This window comes from Herbaspirillum sp. SJZ107 (genome assembly GCF_006715485.1).
Classification (GTDB): Bacteria; Pseudomonadota; Gammaproteobacteria; order Burkholderiales; family Burkholderiaceae_D; genus Telluria.
This window is the reverse complement of record NZ_VFNH01000002.1, coordinates 357043-374611: the sequence shown is the minus strand read 5'-3', so window position 1 is coordinate 374611 and position 17569 is coordinate 357043. Positions and strand designations below refer to the sequence as shown.

The window sequence follows — 17569 nt, the reverse complement described above, 5'->3', positions numbered from 1 at the left end:
GGCGGTCGATCAGGCGTGCTCAGGCCGCATCGGGCTGGCTGTCGCTGGCGCGGCGGTCGCGCATGGACTCGTGCGGCTGGATCGGGATCACGCGCCCGGCCGGCCCGTGCAGCGCGGCCTCGCCCGATTCGTCGCCCTCGAAGAAGAACTTCTTGCGGCCGAAGGCGGGTTTCAGGTGATCCAGCCAGGTCGCATCCGGATCGTACTTGGCGAAGAAAGGCTTGCGCACCCATTCCGGATTGCGCGCCTGCAGGAACTGCAGCGCGAACAGCTTTTCGCCGTTGATGGTGACCACGCCGTCGATCACGACCTTGCCCGGGAAGGCGCTCATCGACGGTCCGCGCACGGTGCGCGACAGGCCCGACACCATGCTGTATGCCGACTGGAAGATCTCGTGCGCGCGCGCCAGCGGCAGCGCGAAATAGTCGCTCGGGCCGGTGTCGCGCTCGACGAACATGTAGTACGGGATCGCGCCCAGGCGCACGCCGGTGGTCCACAGCTCGGCCCAGCTGGCCGGATCTTCGTTGATGTGGCGGATCAGCGGACCCTGCATGCGCAGCGTGGCGCCGGTGCCGACGATGCGCTTCACCGCCTGCTGGGCGATGTTGTTGCGCAGTTCGACCGCGTGGTTGTAATGGCCCATGATCGCCAGGTTCTTGCCCGACTTGACCACCTTCTCGAACAGGCGCAGCAGGTCGTCGCTGTCCTTGTCCGAGACGTAGCGCTGCGGCCAGTAGGCGACCGACTTGGTGCCGATGCGGATGTTCTGGATATGGGCCAGCTCCGGGGCCAGCAGCGGTTCGATGAATTCGGCCAGCGAGCGGGTGTTCATGATCATCGGGTCGCCGCCGGTGATCAGGACGTCGGTCACGTCCGGATGCGTGGCCAGGTAGGAGACCAGCTCGGTGCATTCGCGCGCATCGAACTTCATGTCGTCCATGCCGACGAACTGCGGCCAGCGGAAGCAGAAGGTGCAGTAGGCGTGGCAGGTCTGGCCGGCGCTGGGGAAGAACAGCACGGTTTCCTTGTACAGGTGCTGATACAATGCGTCTCTTATGAAAGCTTATTCTTATTCTCGCTACAGTTCGGATGCCCAGAAGCATGGCACATCCATCGACCGTCAACAGACGCTTGCTCGCAAGTGGTGTAAGGACAATGGTATCGATCTGTCAGACCGTGTGTTTGCAGACGAAGCAGTTTCTGGATTCCATGGGGACAACGTACGGACTGGTGCGCTTGGTGAGTTCATCGCTGCTCGGGAATCAGGGGAGATTGAACCGGGGAGCATCCTGATTCTGGAGCATTTGGACCGCTTAACCCGGCTAAAGCCCATGCAAGCAGTTTCACTACTGTCGAGCATCACGGAACTGGATATAACCGTCGTAACGTTGCGCCCCGAAATGAAGTTTACGAAGGAGTGGGACACGATGCAACTCTTGCAGGCTGTACTGCATCTGGACAATGCTCACAAGGAGAGCGCCCGTAAGAGTGACCTTGGGAAGATCGAATGGGGTAAGCGGTTTGCTCGTGCAAGGCAATCAGGGCATCACATTGGCAAGCGTGTTAGCAACTGGCTTGATCTGGGCGAGGATGGCAAGTACCACTTGAACGGGCATGCCGATGCTGTACGCGAAATCTTCCGGCTGTGCCTTGAAGGGCTGGGCAGTACGGCAATCTCGCAGGCGCTTAATGCGAAGGGTTATAAAACTTTCAACAAAGGTGGGCGCTGGGGCACTACGGCTGTCCTTACGATTCTTCAGAACCGAGCGGCCATCGGGGAACTTGCACCTAAGGACGGTGGGGAGCCGATACCAAACTACTTTCCTGCTGTGGTAGATCAGGATACGTTCGATTCCGCCAAAAGCATCATCAAGGCCCGGCAAACTGGGAAGATACCTAAACAGTCGGCAGAGTTCAATGTATGGGGCAAGTTGGTGTTCTGCGGAGCGTGTGGAAGCGCCATGCATATCATCCAGCGTACGAAGTTCCGTTACCTGATGTGTGCGAATCGTCGCTACGGTAGCTGCGAAGGCTCTAAGAATGTTCGGCTCGATGAGAGCGAAGATGTATTGATGGCTCTCCTTATGCAACTGGACGCGATTAGTCTGGTCATGCCGGACCCGGACAAGCTTCATCGGGAGCTGACAGCGGCGGAAGGACGCCTGATAACCGAACGGGAGAAACTAGCGGTTTGGGCTGGAAAGCTGGCGTTTCATCCCGAGTCTGAAACTTTCGCCAATTTCGTACTCCAGAGCGAAGCACGCATTAAAACACTGAAGGCCGAGGTAGAACGCCTGACGGCAGACCTGACGGGCGGTCAGAAGCTGAACTGGTCGGAGATTCGAGCCAGGATCGACTTGACCGACAAGAACACACGGAGACGAATCAATGCCTTCTTACATCGGCTTCATGTGCAGGTTCGCATTGCTGAAGGCTATCTGGTGATCCAGGGCGACGAAGGCCGAGCGATATTCGCTGTCTCAAAGGGGAAGATCGGGCATACCACGCTGCATGCCGACAAGGGCATATTCCCGAACCTGATGCAGACGAATGCGATGGCTCTGGGCGTCAAGAATCGACTCGTCAAGCATGGGATGGGTTATAGCGGCAAGCTGACCGTGCCGAATGGCAGGGGAACACGTAGGACGACGAAAGGCGAGACTAGAGCCGTACAGCCAGCGAAGCCAGTAGACACCGGGCCAGCAACGCCGTATGACACGATGCTACCGGATGAAGCGTACGATTTACTTGATGAGCACGGAAAGCCGATCTTCTCGCCAGACACGTACCGGGACGAATATAGCATCCCCGGCGAGAACGGCAAGTTCTCGCAGTACACTGACGAAGATCAAGTACTTCATGCACCGGATGACTGATTTAGCAGAGAGCAGTGAGAGCACCGAGGAAGCCGTAAATACGAAATAGTGTTGCTAATGTGCCAATGGCACTTTAACTATATAGTGCCGTAGGCACAGAACATAGTATTACTAATATTAATACTTCCTATTGACTTCCCCTTACAGGGAAGTCTTTCTTTAATATAATATTGCTTTTATATAATATTATATACCCTCACTCGCCTGCGGCTCGTTCGGGCTATAGCTTACACCACGAATTTCCGTTTGTCAATGGTTTGTGCTTTCCGCACATTCAATGGTATGTCGCCAATGGCGAAATTTTCGAAAAGGAATTTTTCGGAAGTGCCTTCCTGCTTCGCACCGTCGCCCAGGTTTGGGAATATCAGCGGGAGCGGGCTGGTTGCTTAACCTGTCCCGGTGGCGTTTCGGATGGGTCGCCAGAGCGCCAGAAATATCGGTAGACGGCTCGTAGAGAGCCGGGAGGGGTAGGAGTCATCTACACTGGAAAAAGGCTCAGAACGGCTCTAATCGCGTCTGGAGCGCGTGTCTCGCTGGAATTGGTGTAAGGCTGGAGCTAGCCAGAGAGCAGGAGGGCTTGGGAAGGCGGTTTATAGGCCGCTGGAGCGCTTTAGTGGTGTTGAGCAGCACAATGTAGCCTGATTAGGCTCGGAGGCCGTAGAAGCCTCCTATTCGCGTCCAAGCCCATGTACAACGCTTAACTGCTTTCATTGTAAATTACGCGGCAGTGAACGGGGAGTCCGTAAATACTAGGTCAAAATTCTTCGAAATTTCGAAGGCTGTGCCCGGCCCAGGGACTCTCAGAAAGCCAGTTTCGTAATCATACTCAAGCACGTGAAACAAGTTGCCGTATTGTTCGCCTGCGATTTGGTGGAGTCGGAGATTTGGTTGCGCTTCTGCTTCAGCACGCGACATATTTTCGGAGAATGCAAAACGGTTGGGATCGATCAGCTCAATGAAACCGAACTGGAAAAGCTCGATCACCCAATAGGCAACTGACACCATCAAGGCCCGCCGAAGGTCAACCGATTCACCGGAGAGCAACTTTAGCCAAAGCAGCTTTTGCGTACCATGGTACTCGCCTGAAGAATCCCTGTAGATGCAGTAAGCGGCACGGGGCTGCGCTTTCTCCAAGCGGTCAATCTTGCGCCCAGGTCGTGAGACAGTTTCGTGTTTGTAGGCAATCGCAAAATCGCATACGTATTCGTAAGCAGGACACTCACGCCATGTACTCTCACGGTAGTGATAGTCTCTGCGGAATAATAACGTCTTCAATGGCTGTGGGATTTCCAGCATCACCCTCTCAGGCAGGCTGTTGAGAATCCCTGCCAGACGAGCAGCTATAGCGACATCGGTTCCGTGATCAATGTCACGGTTCGAAGAGTTGGCACGAAAATCGTCCAAAGCGGGTAGCAATTGAGTAACGAAAAATCGTCGGATGCTCATACATTCTCCGTAACGTTGTCAGAGAATCATAACGCGACTGTACGGCGGCAGTCGAAGATATTCGTGGTTATGCTGCCGGTACTACTTTCGCGCTCATGCTCTCTTCCTTGGAACGCCATCTGGACCGAATTCCCAGACCGTACAGCTTCGCCGTAGGTCGCCCACTTTCAGCAGCATGTCCCTATGGTTTGTCACGATACGGGGTTCGATATGACCGTCTGTAACAAGCCGCATGGTAGTGTTCTGGAACGCCAGAGCATTGTTGACACCAAACGCAATCCGGTACTCCTTCTGCTTTTCGTAGTCCCTTGTTTTGGACATTGCAATCCTGTCAGGGAAGGCCCATTCGATCCCTACGTTGTCGCCAGCGTTGTAATACGTAACTGGCCTGTGCAGCAGAGTTTCATTCTTGATCGAGGGTCGGCGCTTCAAGGCGGAGCGTATGCCAGCGAGTAACCTGATGGGATCATGGATTTCGATACAGGTCGTAGTCCCGAAGTCATGCGCAAGGTCTGCTGATAACTCGGTGCTAAGGCATAGCACGAAGATGTCTTCGGTTCGGGCGTTTGATTCAAGCGAGCCGTTGAAAATGTGCGTCTGGCCGCTCTCCACCATCGTAAGGGGAAGTCCTCCCGCCTTTTGATGCAATCGCGTCCCTTCGTACCTGTCGCCCCTTACCTGTTGCTCTTCGTAGTCTTTGTAGTATGCAAGCGTACGAAACAGTATTTCGCCACGCCGTATAAAACCGTCAACGTACTTTTCGGGTGTGTACTTGTAGATGGGCGACATGCAAGCTCCAAATGAGCAACAAGGATTGTTGCCCAGCTATTGTATTCCTTGGAGTGTTGCTGCGGCTGAAGCCGTCGAGACACTTTGAACGGCAGGCCAGGATCGCTGTAGCGGCCTTCCTGTCGTGTCTGGTGCTTACTTGACGATGGAGAGCACCGTAGCACGGCTTACGCCGTAGTCGCGTGCCAGACTGCTAACCGATGCGTTGTTAGCGTATTCGTTCTTCATCTTCTCTTGCTGCTCTGGCGTGGTCTTTGACTTACGGCCCAGGGTCTTACCCTCTGCCTTTGCCCGTTCCAGTCCGGCATGGGTACGCTCTACCAACAGATCACGCTCCATTTCAGCAACAGCGGCCAGCATCTTCAGCATAAGCTTACCGGCTGGGCTAGTAAGGTCCAACTTACCGAGCTGGAGAACGACCACTTCAATCTTGCGACCTGCCAGCATCTTGATAGTCGCTCCTATGTCCTGAGCATCGCGGCCCAAGCGGTCCAGCTTCGTTACAACCAGCTTCTCACCGTCACGCATCTGGCCGAGCATCTTAGCGAACTGCGGACGTTGCATAGCAGACATCTTGCCCGACACGCCTTCGTCAGCGTACCAGTACTCGACGGTGTAGCCGGATGCTTCAATCTCAATCCGTTGGTTCTCAGTCGTTTGTTCCTTGGTGCTGACACGACCGTAAGCGAATGTTGCCATGTCTGTGATACTCCCCTGTTGGTAATGGGTGTTAGAATATAGTGACATGTTGGAAATTGCAACCCCTATTTTTCTGACAGTGCTAACGGCTGTGTTTCCTATGTGTTGGAAAACGGTCGATTGCTAACACTTTGCGCTGCTTGCCGCTTCCACTGTTAGTGTCATACTGCTGTATGTTCATACAGCATCAATTTCCATAGTACAATCCAGTTCATATAGTTGTGTAAGTATCCGTTACGCACTGTGGTACTATCCGTAGTGTCGTAATCGATATGGGCTACTATATCTAGTAATAGCGTTTCCCCGGATGGTGCTTGCCTTCCGGTAACTGCTGCGTCACGCAACGCGGCCTGTTATTAAGGAGCTAACAATGCATTTCGAAATCTACGAACAGAAACAAAACGGCTTGCTCGCTGCTGCTGGCGGCAGTGGAGATTACCGCTGGCGTCTGCGTGCTGACAATGACCGGATCATTGCGGACAGTGGTGAGGGTTATCGGAACAAGAGTGACTGCCTGCACGGAATCAACTTGGTCAAAGGGACCACGGCTGCAACTTCGGTTGTCGATTCCACGTTACGCAATGCCTTGGCGGGCCTTCTCGGAACGCTCAATCAGAGGTAGTTGGCATTACGGCCCTGAGCATGTTGCAGCGGGGCCGTTTTCATTCGTAATCGTTAGTGAGGAACCGTATGGCAATCAACGCAAATCAAATTTTTGAACAGGTCAAGGGAGCAATTGCGGCGCTAGAAAAGCTGCCAGCGAAAGAGCGTGAAGTGAAGCCGTCTTCCACTTTCGCCCGCAACTACAACAACCTGCTTGCTCTGGCAAAGGAGGCAATGCCCGAAGTAGACGAGCGACGCTGGCCCCCTACCGTCGAAGAGATGGTGTGCGATGCTCGCTATACTGAGATTCATGCGTTCTTGGAGCAGCTCAGAGTCATCTTGCAAGAAGGGTACGACTACGGGTTGTAGGATCGTATCCGAATAAGTCCGTTGGCTGACTGTTGCGGCGGTGTGGGGTAGTTAATTGGACAATCCAAAGAACTTAGTTACCCGGCCCATCATCAATGGGGAAGCCGGGATTGCTTCTTACCGATGCGGGACAACTCGGCTACCACTGTAGCTGGGTTGCCCTTCGTTGATGCTGTCGGCTGTGGTTTCGTTGCTGCGGCTGGCTTGGGAGCGGCTACAGGCGTCACAGACGCTTTCATATCCGGCTTGCCCCACGCCCAGCTATCCTGAACCTTCGTGGCTGGCTGGGTTGCTGCTGTCGAATGGCTAAGTTCCCGTTCAGGAAAATTGCTCTGTGCCTTCGGCGTGCGTTTTAGTGAATCCTTCATGTTGCGTGTGTCCTTTCGGTTTGTTTGCGACGGGCCAGAGATGGGCATAAATGCAGGGCATACTGTCTGCTAATTTCTTTATCGACTTCAGCCAGATTGATTGGCGGTGGCATTGGGTGACTGTCGGCATAGCCGTAGAAGCAGAATGTGCTATCAAGGTCATTCCGAACCTGCCAGATTGATTTCATGATGCCATTGGCTTTCAGGTACTCTTGAATCTGGCCCAGGTGCATACGAGCACCAATGGCTTTCTCGTACAGTCCTGCTACGAAATTGAATCCTGCTGGCGTAAGCTGGTGCATAGCGTCTCCTTCGTTTGTTTTTTCCTGCCCGGTAATCAACCGGGGCATGGGGAGGGTTTTATCCTGTTTAGGATAATTGGTACTTTCCAAATTACTCTGTCCGTCTGCTGCTGGGTTTTTCATAACTTTATGAGAAACTACTTTTACACTTTCCAGTGGAATAATCTCTTCTGTCGCTGCTGGGAGAGCAGCGGGAAGGGAATCAAGGGTGGGCTTTGTCTCTCTGTTGGTGCTGGCTGTATAAACCTGCCCTTCCACTCCATTCTTACTCCGTACTTTCGTAAGGTAGGAAATCCAGAGCAAGCAATCATCCAGCACTGGTCCTGCTTTCTTCGGTACGTAGGCGTAATTGACTTGTTTTCCTGCTACGTGGTGCATTGAGTCTTGCGGTGGAGCGATCTTGAAGGCCAGACCAAGCTTTCCCGTCATTTCAGTGAACCAGTGATTTTTCCTGTAATGGATAATGGTATCGGGGTGAGCATCCTTTGCTTCGATCAATAGGAATACATGCTTATGAAACCTTTTGAGCTTGTCCCGTTCATAGCATGCCTTGTATCGGCATGGCATTCCATTGGTTCGAAGTTGCTTACACAGTAGCTCTACAGCCTTGCGGTACACTCTACGATCTTCCGATCCGGTTAGGACGATATGGTACAGTCTGCCATTGGTGTATGGGTGATTCAGTAGCATGTCCTTATGCTTACGGAAATTCACAGGGCTATGGTTTCCACCATTTGCAAGGTGAATGATTGTCTCTGTCTTCTTTGTCATTAATACTCCTTACTTCCTACTGCTACATATACTTGTCTTTAATCAAATCTGTTTTCGATGCGATGAATCGAGTATTTCCCCTATGGCGGATGGATGGAGATTAACAATTCCATCCATTTTCTACATTCATCGTAAGTTCTTGATTTTAAACATTATTTCTGTTTCTATCTTGCTCGCGTTGTTTCTGTAACTCGGCGAGTGTTTCCCTGTCTGGAGTTGCTTTCTGGTGGATCAGATTTTCAATTACGCGTGATCCACTTACGCCTTGCGTTATCGAAAGCTTACGTAGCTTGTTCCATGTATGCGGGTGCAAATAAACAAACTGCCTGTCGAGTACGCTCCCATCATCGAAGGTAAGACGCTTACGGGTTGTACCGGCTACCGGAGTTAATTTCTGTTTCATTTGGATTCCTTGTCATTAACGCAAAGCGCAGGACGAACTAATCCCGCACCCTGATTTGCGGGTGTAGATTGATCGAACTGCGTTTATGCGGATTTTTTGTTACGGTGCCAGAATTGGCAAGAAGCGCTCCACCAGGGAGGCTGGATGGATTTACTTCAGTTCAGCTTTGCCAGCTCTGCGGCTGCTGCTTGCTTCAATGCTGCGATTTGCTTTTCAAGCGCTTTGGTAGCGTCGGCTACTTCCTTTTCCAGCCTCGCTCGTTTTTCGTCTTCCAGCATGCGCTTAGCGGCTGCTTCGATATCGCGTTTGCGCTGTGCAGCTTCTTCGCGTTGGCTACGTTCGATAGATTCTGTAGCAGTCTTGATAATGTGCGCTTTTGGATTTCCAAGGTGCATCGTGAAGAATGCAAAGCCGTTCATAATCTCGATTAGCCCTTCCGAGAACACGTACCCTTCGCGTGCATGTACTACAGCCTCATCCAGCGCTACATTTACTGGAGCCGAGATTGTTAGAGCGAATGGTTTTGGTGTTACGGCTTGCATCACTGGTGCTGCTGGTGTTTCTACTGGTGCTTCTGTTGTTTTCGTTGCCATGATTTAATTCCTTTAGTTTGTTGAATGAATGTCGTTGCTGCGTAAGTACGACGATACCCGGTGCTTTGTCCAGGGAAGTCCTGAAGGCGTTGTCAGGTGCTGCGAGTTCAGATGCTCGGAAATTGTCTGTAGGGTGCTGTACGGAAGAAGTACAGCAATCACGGCATTTACTGCCCGAAAATACTCATCTGATTTGGACTTACCGCCAAACGTGCGCTTGATTGGTGTCGAAATGGACATACGTGTTTAATCCTCCTATTTACGGATCGAATTTGTTTTATGGGATTGGTAAAACAGACAGGGAAATTGGAGCGGTGCACATTTCCCTACATATGTTCACATTATACTATAGGTGTCGCCAAATTGCAACTTTACGATCACAGAATTCTCTATAACGCAATATGTATTTGTAGAGTGTTTAATCTAAAATGCCATTTCGCTATTACTGCAAAAATTTTAAGCAGTTCATAGGGAGTCTGGCTGAATTTCGGGCCGGATTTCTGCATTTTTCCTGCGTAAAAAGAAGGAACGAACGATTGCCAGCTTAGCAATCTGACAGTGCTGGGAAGGGAGGATTTCGGAGAGGGAAGCTAAGGCTGTCTGTATGCATATGTTGGTAACTCATCATCCGAACGTCCTATAAGCTCTTGGATCACTTCGTCGTCGATACCGTATTCCTTTAGGAAACAAGCAACATAGTCAACACTGTGAGCTTGTCGCAAGACAATTGCTGCCGCAAGTACAGCAGTCATCGATACAGCAGGTTTGAGGTAGGTAGCCATGCGTTGAGTATGCTGACCTCACACGAACGTAGCTTTGCGAAAGATCAAACTTCATTGAAAATTTAAGAGACGTTTTACACCAGCACAAGTACTTGTGCTGCAGGCCCTTGAGCGGCGCATCGTTGACGCGCGGGACGTTGTGCGTCATCTGGCCGGCCGGGTGCGGGTTCATGCGCATGCGGATGTCGCGCACCAGCTTGGCAATGGCCGCATCGTCCTTTTTATACAGCACCAGGTCGCGCAGCTGTTCGTATTCGCGCGCCGGCAGCATGTCGCGGTGCGGAAAGGTCAGGCGATAGATCGGATCGTCGGGAACGTTGTTCCAGTCGATCAACTGCTCCATTACATATTCATTGGTGCGGAAAGGCAGTACATGGGACACGACCTGGACCGCTTCCTGCAAGTCCGGGCTCATCCATTGCCATTGGCGGGCATTTGCGATCGACTGACGGGTATACGGCTTGAACTTGGCGGGCGTCGCTTCAGTGCTCACGGGCATTCTCCAAAGAGAGATGGAAAGGAATAATGGTTGACTTAAGGAATTTAAATTGCCAACAGGAACCGATACTAGGGTTCCAGCGCCAGCCAAGAGTTGCAACCAATCAACTTGTAACCGACCTTTCTCGCCAACCTCCACGTGCAATGCGAAAGATCAGCGTTGTATTTGGAACGTCGCGCCGGGACGGTGTTGCGCCAGCACAAGCCTGCGGCAGGACCTGCAGCGTAGAGTAGTCATGCCAATAGGAAACATTCAGTCCGAGCACATTCTTGAAAGGAAGCACTCATGACCTTCTCGCTGAAGCTGACCGCAACCGCAATCGCCCTGTGCCTGGCCAGTGGTGCCGCCCTCGCCAACGAACCATCCGAAAAGGACGCCATCGCCATGGCCGAACGTGGCGCCGCCCTGATCAAGTCCAAAGGCAAGGACGAGATGATGAAACGGATCAACGCCAAGGATCCGGATTTCGTCCAGGGCTCGCTGTACGTCGACCTGCGCGACGTCAAGACCGGCATCGTGCTGGCCCACCCCTACAACCCGTCGATCGTGGGCAAGGACCTGACCGACGTGCCCGATGCCAACGGCAAGAAATACCGCCGCGAGATCATCGAACTGGCCGCCGCCAAGGGCAAGGGCTGGGTCGACTACCAGTACAAGAATCCGACCACCGGCAAGATCGAGCCGAAGACGACCTACATCCTGCTGGTCGACGGCGTCGTGCTCGAGGCCGGCCTGTACAAGAAGTGATGCATGGGACCGCGGCATCGACGCCGCGGCAACACGACGATGGGCGGCGTGCACGCCGCCCTTTTCATTAGGGCGCCAGACGACCGCCCTTTTTTAGCTGGAGCGAACATGCTGAACAAATTACGGATCGGTCCGAAGCTGCTGCTGGCGCCGGGCCTGGTGCTGTTGCTGCTGCTGCTGCTGGCGGGCGCCGCCTGGTATGGCATGGTGCGCCAGAATGGATCGCTGGAAAACATGGTGCAGGTGCGCGCGGCGCGCCTGAAGAGCGTGGCCGACGTGGCGGGCGACGCCAAGTACGTGCACGCGAATGCCTATCAGCTGCTGGCCTGGGTCAACGGCAGCTTTGCCAAGGCCAGGCTGGACGCCCTGATCGCCGACATCGGCAGCCGCCACGCGGCGCTGAAAGCCCAGCTCGACGCATTGGCACAGGTCGGCAGCGCGGCCGAGCGCAAGCCGATCGATACCTCGCTGGCGGCGCTGGCGGCCTACCGCAAGGCGGTGCAGGAGACCATCGAAATGGCCCAGGTCGACCAGTCGATCGCCACCAATTCGATGCAGAAGGCGGAAAAGGATTTCGTGATCCTGAACCAGCAGCTGGCCCAGCTGGCGGCCCTGGAAAAGACGCTGAGCGAGGAAGCCTACGCCGCCGCGCGCGAGGAATTCCACAACCTCGAGACCAGCATGATCGTGCTGGTGGTGCTGTCGATCGCGGTGTCGCTGGCGGTGACGATGCGCCTGCGCAGCGTCATGCTGCGCGATATCGGCGCGATCTCGAGCGTGGTGCGCGAAATGGCCGACGGCAAGCTGACCGGCAGCGCCGCCAGCGACGGACGCGACGAGATCGCCGACACCTCGCGCGCGCTCGACCAGACCATCTCGAACCTGAACCGCACGCTGCGCAGCGTGCTCGGCTCGGTGCGCTCGATCGACACCGCGTCCAAGGAAATCGCCAGCGGCAACCTCGACCTCTCGACCCGCACCGAGATGCAGGCCGGCTCGCTGCAGCAAACCGCCAGCGCGATGGAAACGCTGACCACGGCGGTCAAGGACAACGCCAGCAACGCGCGCCTGGCCACCGAACTGGCGGCGGAAGCGGCACGCCTGGCGTCCAGCGGCGGCGAGTCGGTCGGGCGCGCGGTGGCGACCATGGAATCGATCCGCGCCAGCTCGCGCAAGATCGTCGACATCATCGGCGTCATCGACGGCATTTCGTTCCAGACCAATATCCTGGCCCTGAACGCGGCGGTGGAAGCGGCGCGTGCCGGCGAACAGGGACGCGGCTTCGCCGTGGTGGCGTCGGAGGTGCGCACCCTGGCCCAGCGCTCGGCCTCGGCGGCCAAGGAGATCAAGGCCCTGATCGCGGATTCGGTGGCGATCATCGACAACGGCAGCACCTCGGTCAACGAAGCCGGATCGAGCATGGATAGCGTGGTGGCCTCGGTGCAGCAGGTGAACGACATCATCAACCGCATCAGCGTGGCCAGCAACGAGCAGGCCGAGGGCATCGCCGAAGTGAATCTCGCCGTCGGCCAGATGGACGACATGACCCAGCAGAACGCGGCGCTGGTAGAACAGGCCGCGGCGGCGGCGGCCAGCCTGCACGAGCAGACCGTCAACCTGGCGCGCGCGGTGTCGGTGTTCGAGATCGAAGGCAAGGCGCAGCCGCAAGCCGGCAACGACGACGCCGATGAGATCCAGCCGGTGCAGGGCGAGCGCCGTGCGCCGCACAGCGCCATGCGCGGCGCCCGTCCCGCTCTCGAGCACCGTGTCGCCGAGAGCCGCCCGCAACAGGCGCGCCGGCGAGCCTAGTCGCAAACGGCCTGACCATGTAAACACCGTCGCCCCTGCGCAGGCAGGGGTCCAAGTTTTCGGCACAGCATCGAACTTGGGCCCCTGCCTTCGCAGGGGCGACGGCTTTTAAGCTAACGTTCCAGCCTCAGCGGAACGGCTTGCTGACGTAACGCGACCCGGCCAATCCAAACCGCCACGGCACGTCGACCGCCTTCGAAATGCCGATGCGCGGACCGCTCACCACCTCGATTCCTTCCGGCGCCGCCTGCAGTTCGAATGGCGGTGCGGCGATCGACTGGCCGTTCAGCGCGCGCGTCACGCCCAGCGCCTGGCACAGCTTGCCCGGTCCGGAACACAGCAGCCATGCATCCGTCGTGCCGCGGCGCTCGCGCATCGCCTCCAGGCCGGCCACCGGCTCGAGCGCGCGGATCAGCACCCCGGCGCCATGCCCTTCTTCGCGGCAGACGAAATTCAGGCACCAGTGGATGCCGTAGGAACGGTAGACGTAGGCATGGGCGGGCGGGCCGAACATCGCGGCATTGCGCTCGGTCGGACCGGAATAACTGTGCGAGGCCGGATCTTCGCCGTCGTAGGCTTCGGTCTCGACGATGCGTCCGCCGACGCCGTTGACCAGCACCGTGACGCCGATCAGCTGGCGCGCCACGCGGTGAGACGGTGCTAGAAAATCGATACCGGCGAGAATATGGGGCGACATGTATGCATCTTACAACGGTCCCGTTTGCCGGGTCGCACCGTCTGCACATCGCTCTCGACAGAGGACATTTTTGACGATTTCACATCAAATAAGTAAATGCATTGCTGCAACTTTTACGGCACTGGTGTACAGTGATGCGCTTCGCACTTATTTCCGTGCAGCACTATATTCCCCTGATCATGAGTACAGCAACCGCCCTGGCACGTCCCAGCGCCGCCGAGGATCCGGTCGACGCGCTGATCAAGTCGATCCGCATCCCGCCGCGTCCCAGCCTGCTGGCCGAGCTGCAGCGCGAACTGGCGTCGCCCGATCCCAGCCCGGAAACGGTCGGCCGCATCGTGGCCAGCGACGTCGGCATGTCGGGCGCCCTCCTCAAATTGGCCAATTCGGCCGTGTACGGCGGCCGCAAGGCCAAGTCGATCGAGCAGGCCATCCTGTTCCTCGGCATTAACCAGGTCGCTGCCCTGATGACCGGCCTGCTGGCGCGCCGCGCGATCCCCGCCAACAGCGCCGCCCTGGCCAGTTTCTGGGACGTCTCGACCCGGCGCGCGCAGGCGATGGTGTTCCTGTCGCGCCGCCTGCGCATCGGCGAACAGGACGTGGCCCACACCTTCGGCCTGTTCTGCGACACCGGGGTGCCGCTGCTGATGGAACGCTTTGCCGACTACGGCGCCACCTACGCCGAAGCGGCGCTGGATGCCGAGCGCCCCTTCACCGCGCTCGAGGACGAGCGCCACGCCACCTCGCACGCGGCGGTCGGCTGCCTGCTGGCGCGTACCTGGGGCCTGTCCGGCGACATCGGCTGGGCCATCCTGCACCACCACGACTACACGGTGCTGGACGACGCCGACAGCCCGGCCACGGTGCGCTCGATGGTCGCGCTGTCGCTGCTGGCCGAAGGCGCGATCAGCTCATACCAGGGCCACGGCGAATCGCTCGAATGGAACAAGGGCGGCGCGCGCGCGATGGCCTATCTCGGCATGTCGGAGGACGAAAAGGAAGAGCTGCTGGACGAGCTGGTCGAAGCCTTCCACGACGAGTAAACGCCCACGCGGCATATTTACATCCTTCGTGCGGCGGCGGATACTTCGACCAGACAGATCGAAGATCGCCGCGCGGAGGAGACATGAAGCGCCTGTTCCAGCCTTTGCGGCTGTTGCCGCTGTGGGTGGCCATGCTGACCGGCTGCGCCAGCCCGCCTCCGCCCGCCCCGCCGCCGTCGCTGTTCCTGGACGCGGCCTTTGCCCCGCCCTCCGAAACCATCGGCGCCGCCGACCTGTTCACCCTCAGCCCGGCCATGCAGGCCTACGTGCGCAGTCCAGCGTTCACGGCCCTGCTGCGCACGCGCGGCCGCGAGCGCGGCCTGCTGGACGCCCTGTACCGCCAGCAGGACCTGAAGCTCGACTACGACGCCAACGCGACCCGCCCCGCCGCCGGCACCTATGCCGCGCGTGCCGGCAACTGCCTGTCGCTGGTGATCATGACGGCCGCCTTCGCGCGCGAACTCGGACTGACGGTGCGCTATCAGGCAGTCGACGTGGAAGATGCCTGGCGCCGCGAAGGGACGCTGTACCTGGTGGCGGCCCACGTCAACATCGCCCTCGGCCACCGCAAGCCGCGCAACCTGCTGTACGACGACAAGGCCGCCCAGGAACTGGTGGTCGACTTCCTGCCGCCGCCCGACGCCGCGCGCCTGCGTACGCGTCCGCTCGACGAAGGCGAACTGGTCGCCCTGTTCCTCAACAACCGCGCCGCCGAGACCCTGGTGCAAGGCCGCATCGACGACGCCTACTGGTGGGCACGCGCCGCGGTGCACGCCAATCCGGCCAGCGCCACCGCCTACAACACCCTGGGCGTGATCTACCAGCATCATGGCCAGTTGCCGCTGGCCGAACGCGCCTACCGCGCCGCGCTCGGACGCGATCCAGACAACCTGGTGGCGATGCAGAACCTGTGGCCGCTGCTGGCCCGGCTCGGGCGTCCGGACGAAGCGCAGGCGCTGGCGCAGCGCGTGGCCGGGATCCGGCCGCCGCCCCTATAAACGTAAAAAGGGCCGGGTCCCTTGCGGAACCCGGCCCTCTTCGATCTCGGATCAGGGCGCTGCGTGATGCCGGATCAACGGCGGCGCTGCTGTGGACGTGAGCCGGTCGGTGCCGGGCCGCGCGTCTCGATGTGGCGGAAGGTGATACGGCCCTTGTTCAGGTCGTACGGCGACATTTCCAGCGTGACGCGGTCGCCCGCAATGATACGGATATGGTTCTTCTTCATGCGGCCCGAGGTGTACGCCACCAGTTGATGGCCGTTCTCCAGGTCGACACGGAAACGCATCTCCGGCAGCACTTCAGTCACCTTGCCACTCATTTCGATCAGTTCTTCTTTACTCATGTCATGTCCTTTATATATGAACGACTCTTTCCGTGACTGATGATGCGAAATCAACGATCGGCAATGCATCGACCGGCGAAGCGCGAACACCGCACCGCCGTCGGACAGGCTGCCAGTCTGCCTGGTCAAGAATGGGAAAAGTCGGGAAACGCAGCGCGTATGCAGCTGGCGCGTTGCGAACTGGGGGATGCATCCAATATGGGGGCGTTGCGCCAGATTAAAAGAGGGAGCCTCACTCTTTGGTCCGGCAGCAAGCCAACACCATCATTCTACACGACAACGGACATCTCCACAGGGAAGGCCCAAATTCTGCCCAAAGTAATGGAACCGACAATACGCGAAAAAAAAGCGCGGCGAGTGCTTGTCTATACAAAAACAGCTCTTGTATAGTGATGCCCAAATTTTTACCCGGAATACATATATGTCCATCAAAACACTTGGTGCCGCACTCGCTGCAACCCTCCTGCTCGCCGGCTGTGCGACCCACGTGCCGCTGACCAGCGAACAGATCGGACGCATTTCTGCCAACACCCCGGCCACCGACCTGAACGCGATCCTGGGCAAGGCCACCGTGGCTGCCAGATACGACGTCGACGCCGACGGCCAGAACTACCACGTGCGCCGGCTGGCGCTGAAAACCGGCACGCGCATGAAGAAAGTCACGGTTTGTACCAAGACCTGCAACCTGGTCGACAGGCCGGTCGCCGTCACCACCCACTACCTGCTGATCCAGGAAATGCCGTCGCAGAAACTGCTGGGCTGGGGCACAGCCGATGAGCTGAGCAAGAACCCGGACAGCCGCATTGCGTCGATCATGCCGAAGCTCCGCCTGGCGGACACCGCAGGCGTGCCGGCGGCGCCGTCGCGCTAAACGGCGTCCGCCTCCGCCTCCACCAGGCGCCGCCACACGGCCATTTTCTGTTCGAAGCTCAAGGCCATGTGCGCCGGCGACGACGACGGCAGCACCACGGTGCGGTAGCCGGCCTCCTCGAACTGGCCGGCAAACTTGCCCGACGCCTGCCCATTGAACCCGACCGTCTGCAGCTCCGGGCACAGCCGGTGCAGGCGCTCGAAATCGTTGGCGGCCGGGTTGCGGATCGCGGCATCCAGGCTGCCTTCGCGTTCGCAGGCGGCCAGCACGTCCCACAGCCCGATGCGGTGCGCCAGCAGGCGCGGCAGGCGCGCGGCGTAGGGCAAGCCATACAGATCTTCACCGACCAGGGCGCCGACCAGTTTCCAGAACTGGTTACGCGGATGGGCGTAATACTGCTGGGCGGCGAGCGAGGCGGCGCCGGGGAAGCTGCCCAGGATCAGGATGCGGGTATCGGGCGCGATGACGGGCGCCAGGCCGGTGAGCAGAGGAGCGGACATGGCCGCATCATAGTCCAGAAACGAAAAACGGGGCATCTGCTCCGTTCGTCGCCCGATGCC

General features: G+C 57.4%; 17 protein-coding genes and 2 pseudogenes. 8 read left to right on the top strand and 11 right to left on the bottom strand.

Going from position 1 to position 17569, the window contains the following annotated elements; genetic code table 11:
- Positions 1–19: 19 nt before the first annotated feature.
- Positions 20–1039: pseudogene (locus tag FBX97_RS11370) on the bottom strand (KamA family radical SAM protein); the annotation flags it as partial.
- 16 nt (positions 1040–1055) lie between these two features.
- On the opposite strand from FBX97_RS11370, the gene FBX97_RS11365 reads away from it, so the two are divergent.
- The gene (locus tag FBX97_RS11365) at positions 1056–2876 is read left to right on the top strand and encodes a recombinase family protein (protein ID WP_141831647.1); all 1821 of its coding nucleotides are present in this window, start codon (positions 1056–1058) and stop codon (positions 2874–2876) included.
- Positions 2877–3593: 717 nt separating this feature from the next.
- On the opposite strand, the gene FBX97_RS11360 is transcribed toward FBX97_RS11365, so the two are convergent.
- The 3 genes from FBX97_RS11360 to FBX97_RS11350 form a co-directional block, all read right to left on the bottom strand.
- Complete coding sequence (locus FBX97_RS11360) at positions 3594–4322, bottom strand: hypothetical protein (RefSeq protein ID WP_141831645.1); 729 nt, start codon at positions 4320–4322, stop codon at positions 3594–3596.
- A 93-nt stretch (positions 4323–4415) separates the two neighbouring features.
- Positions 4416–5111 carry a hypothetical protein gene (locus FBX97_RS11355; RefSeq protein WP_141831643.1) on the bottom strand — a complete coding sequence of 232 codons (696 nt, stop codon included), beginning with the start codon at positions 5109–5111 and terminating at the stop codon, positions 4416–4418.
- Positions 5112–5246: 135 nt separating this feature from the next.
- Positions 5247–5810 (bottom strand): recombinase family protein, encoded by a 564-nt coding sequence (locus tag FBX97_RS11350; protein ID WP_141831641.1) that lies wholly within the window; start codon positions 5808–5810, stop codon positions 5247–5249.
- Positions 5811–6180: 370 nt separating this feature from the next.
- On the opposite strand from FBX97_RS11350, the gene FBX97_RS11345 reads away from it, so the two are divergent.
- Together FBX97_RS11345 and FBX97_RS11340 are read left to right on the top strand one after the other, a co-directional pair.
- Positions 6181–6432, top strand: coding sequence for a DUF1508 domain-containing protein (locus FBX97_RS11345; RefSeq protein ID WP_141831639.1), 252 nt, complete (start codon positions 6181–6183; stop codon positions 6430–6432).
- 68 nt (positions 6433–6500) lie between these two features.
- Complete coding sequence (locus tag FBX97_RS11340) at positions 6501–6782, top strand: hypothetical protein (protein ID WP_141831638.1); 282 nt, start codon at positions 6501–6503, stop codon at positions 6780–6782.
- 364 nt (positions 6783–7146) lie between these two features.
- Here the strand turns inward: FBX97_RS11340 and FBX97_RS11335 are convergent, their stop codons facing one another.
- From FBX97_RS11335 to FBX97_RS11320, 4 genes and pseudogenes are all read right to left on the bottom strand, one after another.
- Positions 7147–8223, bottom strand: coding sequence for a hypothetical protein (locus FBX97_RS11335; protein WP_141831636.1), 1077 nt, complete (start codon positions 8221–8223; stop codon positions 7147–7149).
- A 145-nt stretch (positions 8224–8368) separates the two neighbouring features.
- The gene (locus FBX97_RS11330) at positions 8369–8626 is read right to left on the bottom strand and encodes a hypothetical protein (protein ID WP_141831634.1); all 258 of its coding nucleotides are present in this window, start codon (positions 8624–8626) and stop codon (positions 8369–8371) included.
- 155 nt (positions 8627–8781) lie between these two features.
- On the bottom strand, positions 8782–9219 hold the full coding sequence (locus FBX97_RS11325) for a hypothetical protein (RefSeq protein ID WP_141831632.1): 438 nt from the start codon (positions 9217–9219) through the stop codon (positions 8782–8784).
- 870 nt (positions 9220–10089) lie between these two features.
- Positions 10090–10500 (bottom strand): annotated as a pseudogene (locus tag FBX97_RS11320) (lysine 2,3-aminomutase); the annotation flags it as partial.
- A 285-nt stretch (positions 10501–10785) separates the two neighbouring features.
- Between FBX97_RS11320 and FBX97_RS11315 the strand changes: the two are divergent.
- On the top strand, positions 10786–11247 hold the full coding sequence (locus FBX97_RS11315) for a cache domain-containing protein (RefSeq protein ID WP_255517428.1): 462 nt from the start codon (positions 10786–10788) through the stop codon (positions 11245–11247).
- Positions 11248–11355: 108 nt separating this feature from the next.
- Entirely contained in the window at positions 11356–13056 is a 1701-nt protein-coding gene (locus tag FBX97_RS11310; RefSeq protein ID WP_141831630.1) for a methyl-accepting chemotaxis protein, read from the top strand.
- Positions 13057–13183: 127 nt separating this feature from the next.
- Here FBX97_RS11310 and FBX97_RS11305 read toward each other — a convergent pair whose 3' ends face one another.
- On the bottom strand, positions 13184–13753 hold the full coding sequence (locus FBX97_RS11305) for a DNA-3-methyladenine glycosylase (RefSeq protein ID WP_141831628.1): 570 nt from the start codon (positions 13751–13753) through the stop codon (positions 13184–13186).
- A 179-nt stretch (positions 13754–13932) separates the two neighbouring features.
- Here FBX97_RS11305 and FBX97_RS11300 point away from each other — a divergent pair, with 179 nt between their 5' ends.
- Positions 13933–14796: an HDOD domain-containing protein gene (locus FBX97_RS11300; RefSeq protein WP_141831626.1), complete on the top strand. Its 864-nt coding sequence runs from the start codon at positions 13933–13935 to the stop codon at positions 14794–14796.
- Between the two features lie 83 nt (positions 14797–14879).
- Complete coding sequence (locus FBX97_RS11295) at positions 14880–15794, top strand: hypothetical protein (protein WP_141831624.1); 915 nt, start codon at positions 14880–14882, stop codon at positions 15792–15794.
- A 74-nt stretch (positions 15795–15868) separates the two neighbouring features.
- Here FBX97_RS11295 and infA read toward each other — a convergent pair whose 3' ends face one another.
- Positions 15869–16138, bottom strand: coding sequence for a translation initiation factor IF-1 (infA, locus tag FBX97_RS11290; protein WP_141831622.1), 270 nt, complete (start codon positions 16136–16138; stop codon positions 15869–15871).
- Between the two features lie 421 nt (positions 16139–16559).
- Here infA and FBX97_RS11285 point away from each other — a divergent pair, with 421 nt between their 5' ends.
- Positions 16560–17009, top strand: coding sequence for a hypothetical protein (locus FBX97_RS11285; RefSeq protein ID WP_141831620.1), 450 nt, complete (start codon positions 16560–16562; stop codon positions 17007–17009).
- On the opposite strand, the gene FBX97_RS11280 is transcribed toward FBX97_RS11285, so the two are convergent.
- Entirely contained in the window at positions 17006–17509 is a 504-nt protein-coding gene (locus FBX97_RS11280) for a DNA-deoxyinosine glycosylase (protein WP_141831619.1), read from the bottom strand. The two genes, FBX97_RS11285 and FBX97_RS11280, sit on opposite strands and share 4 nt — an antisense overlap.
- Positions 17510–17569: the final 60 nt, after the last annotated feature.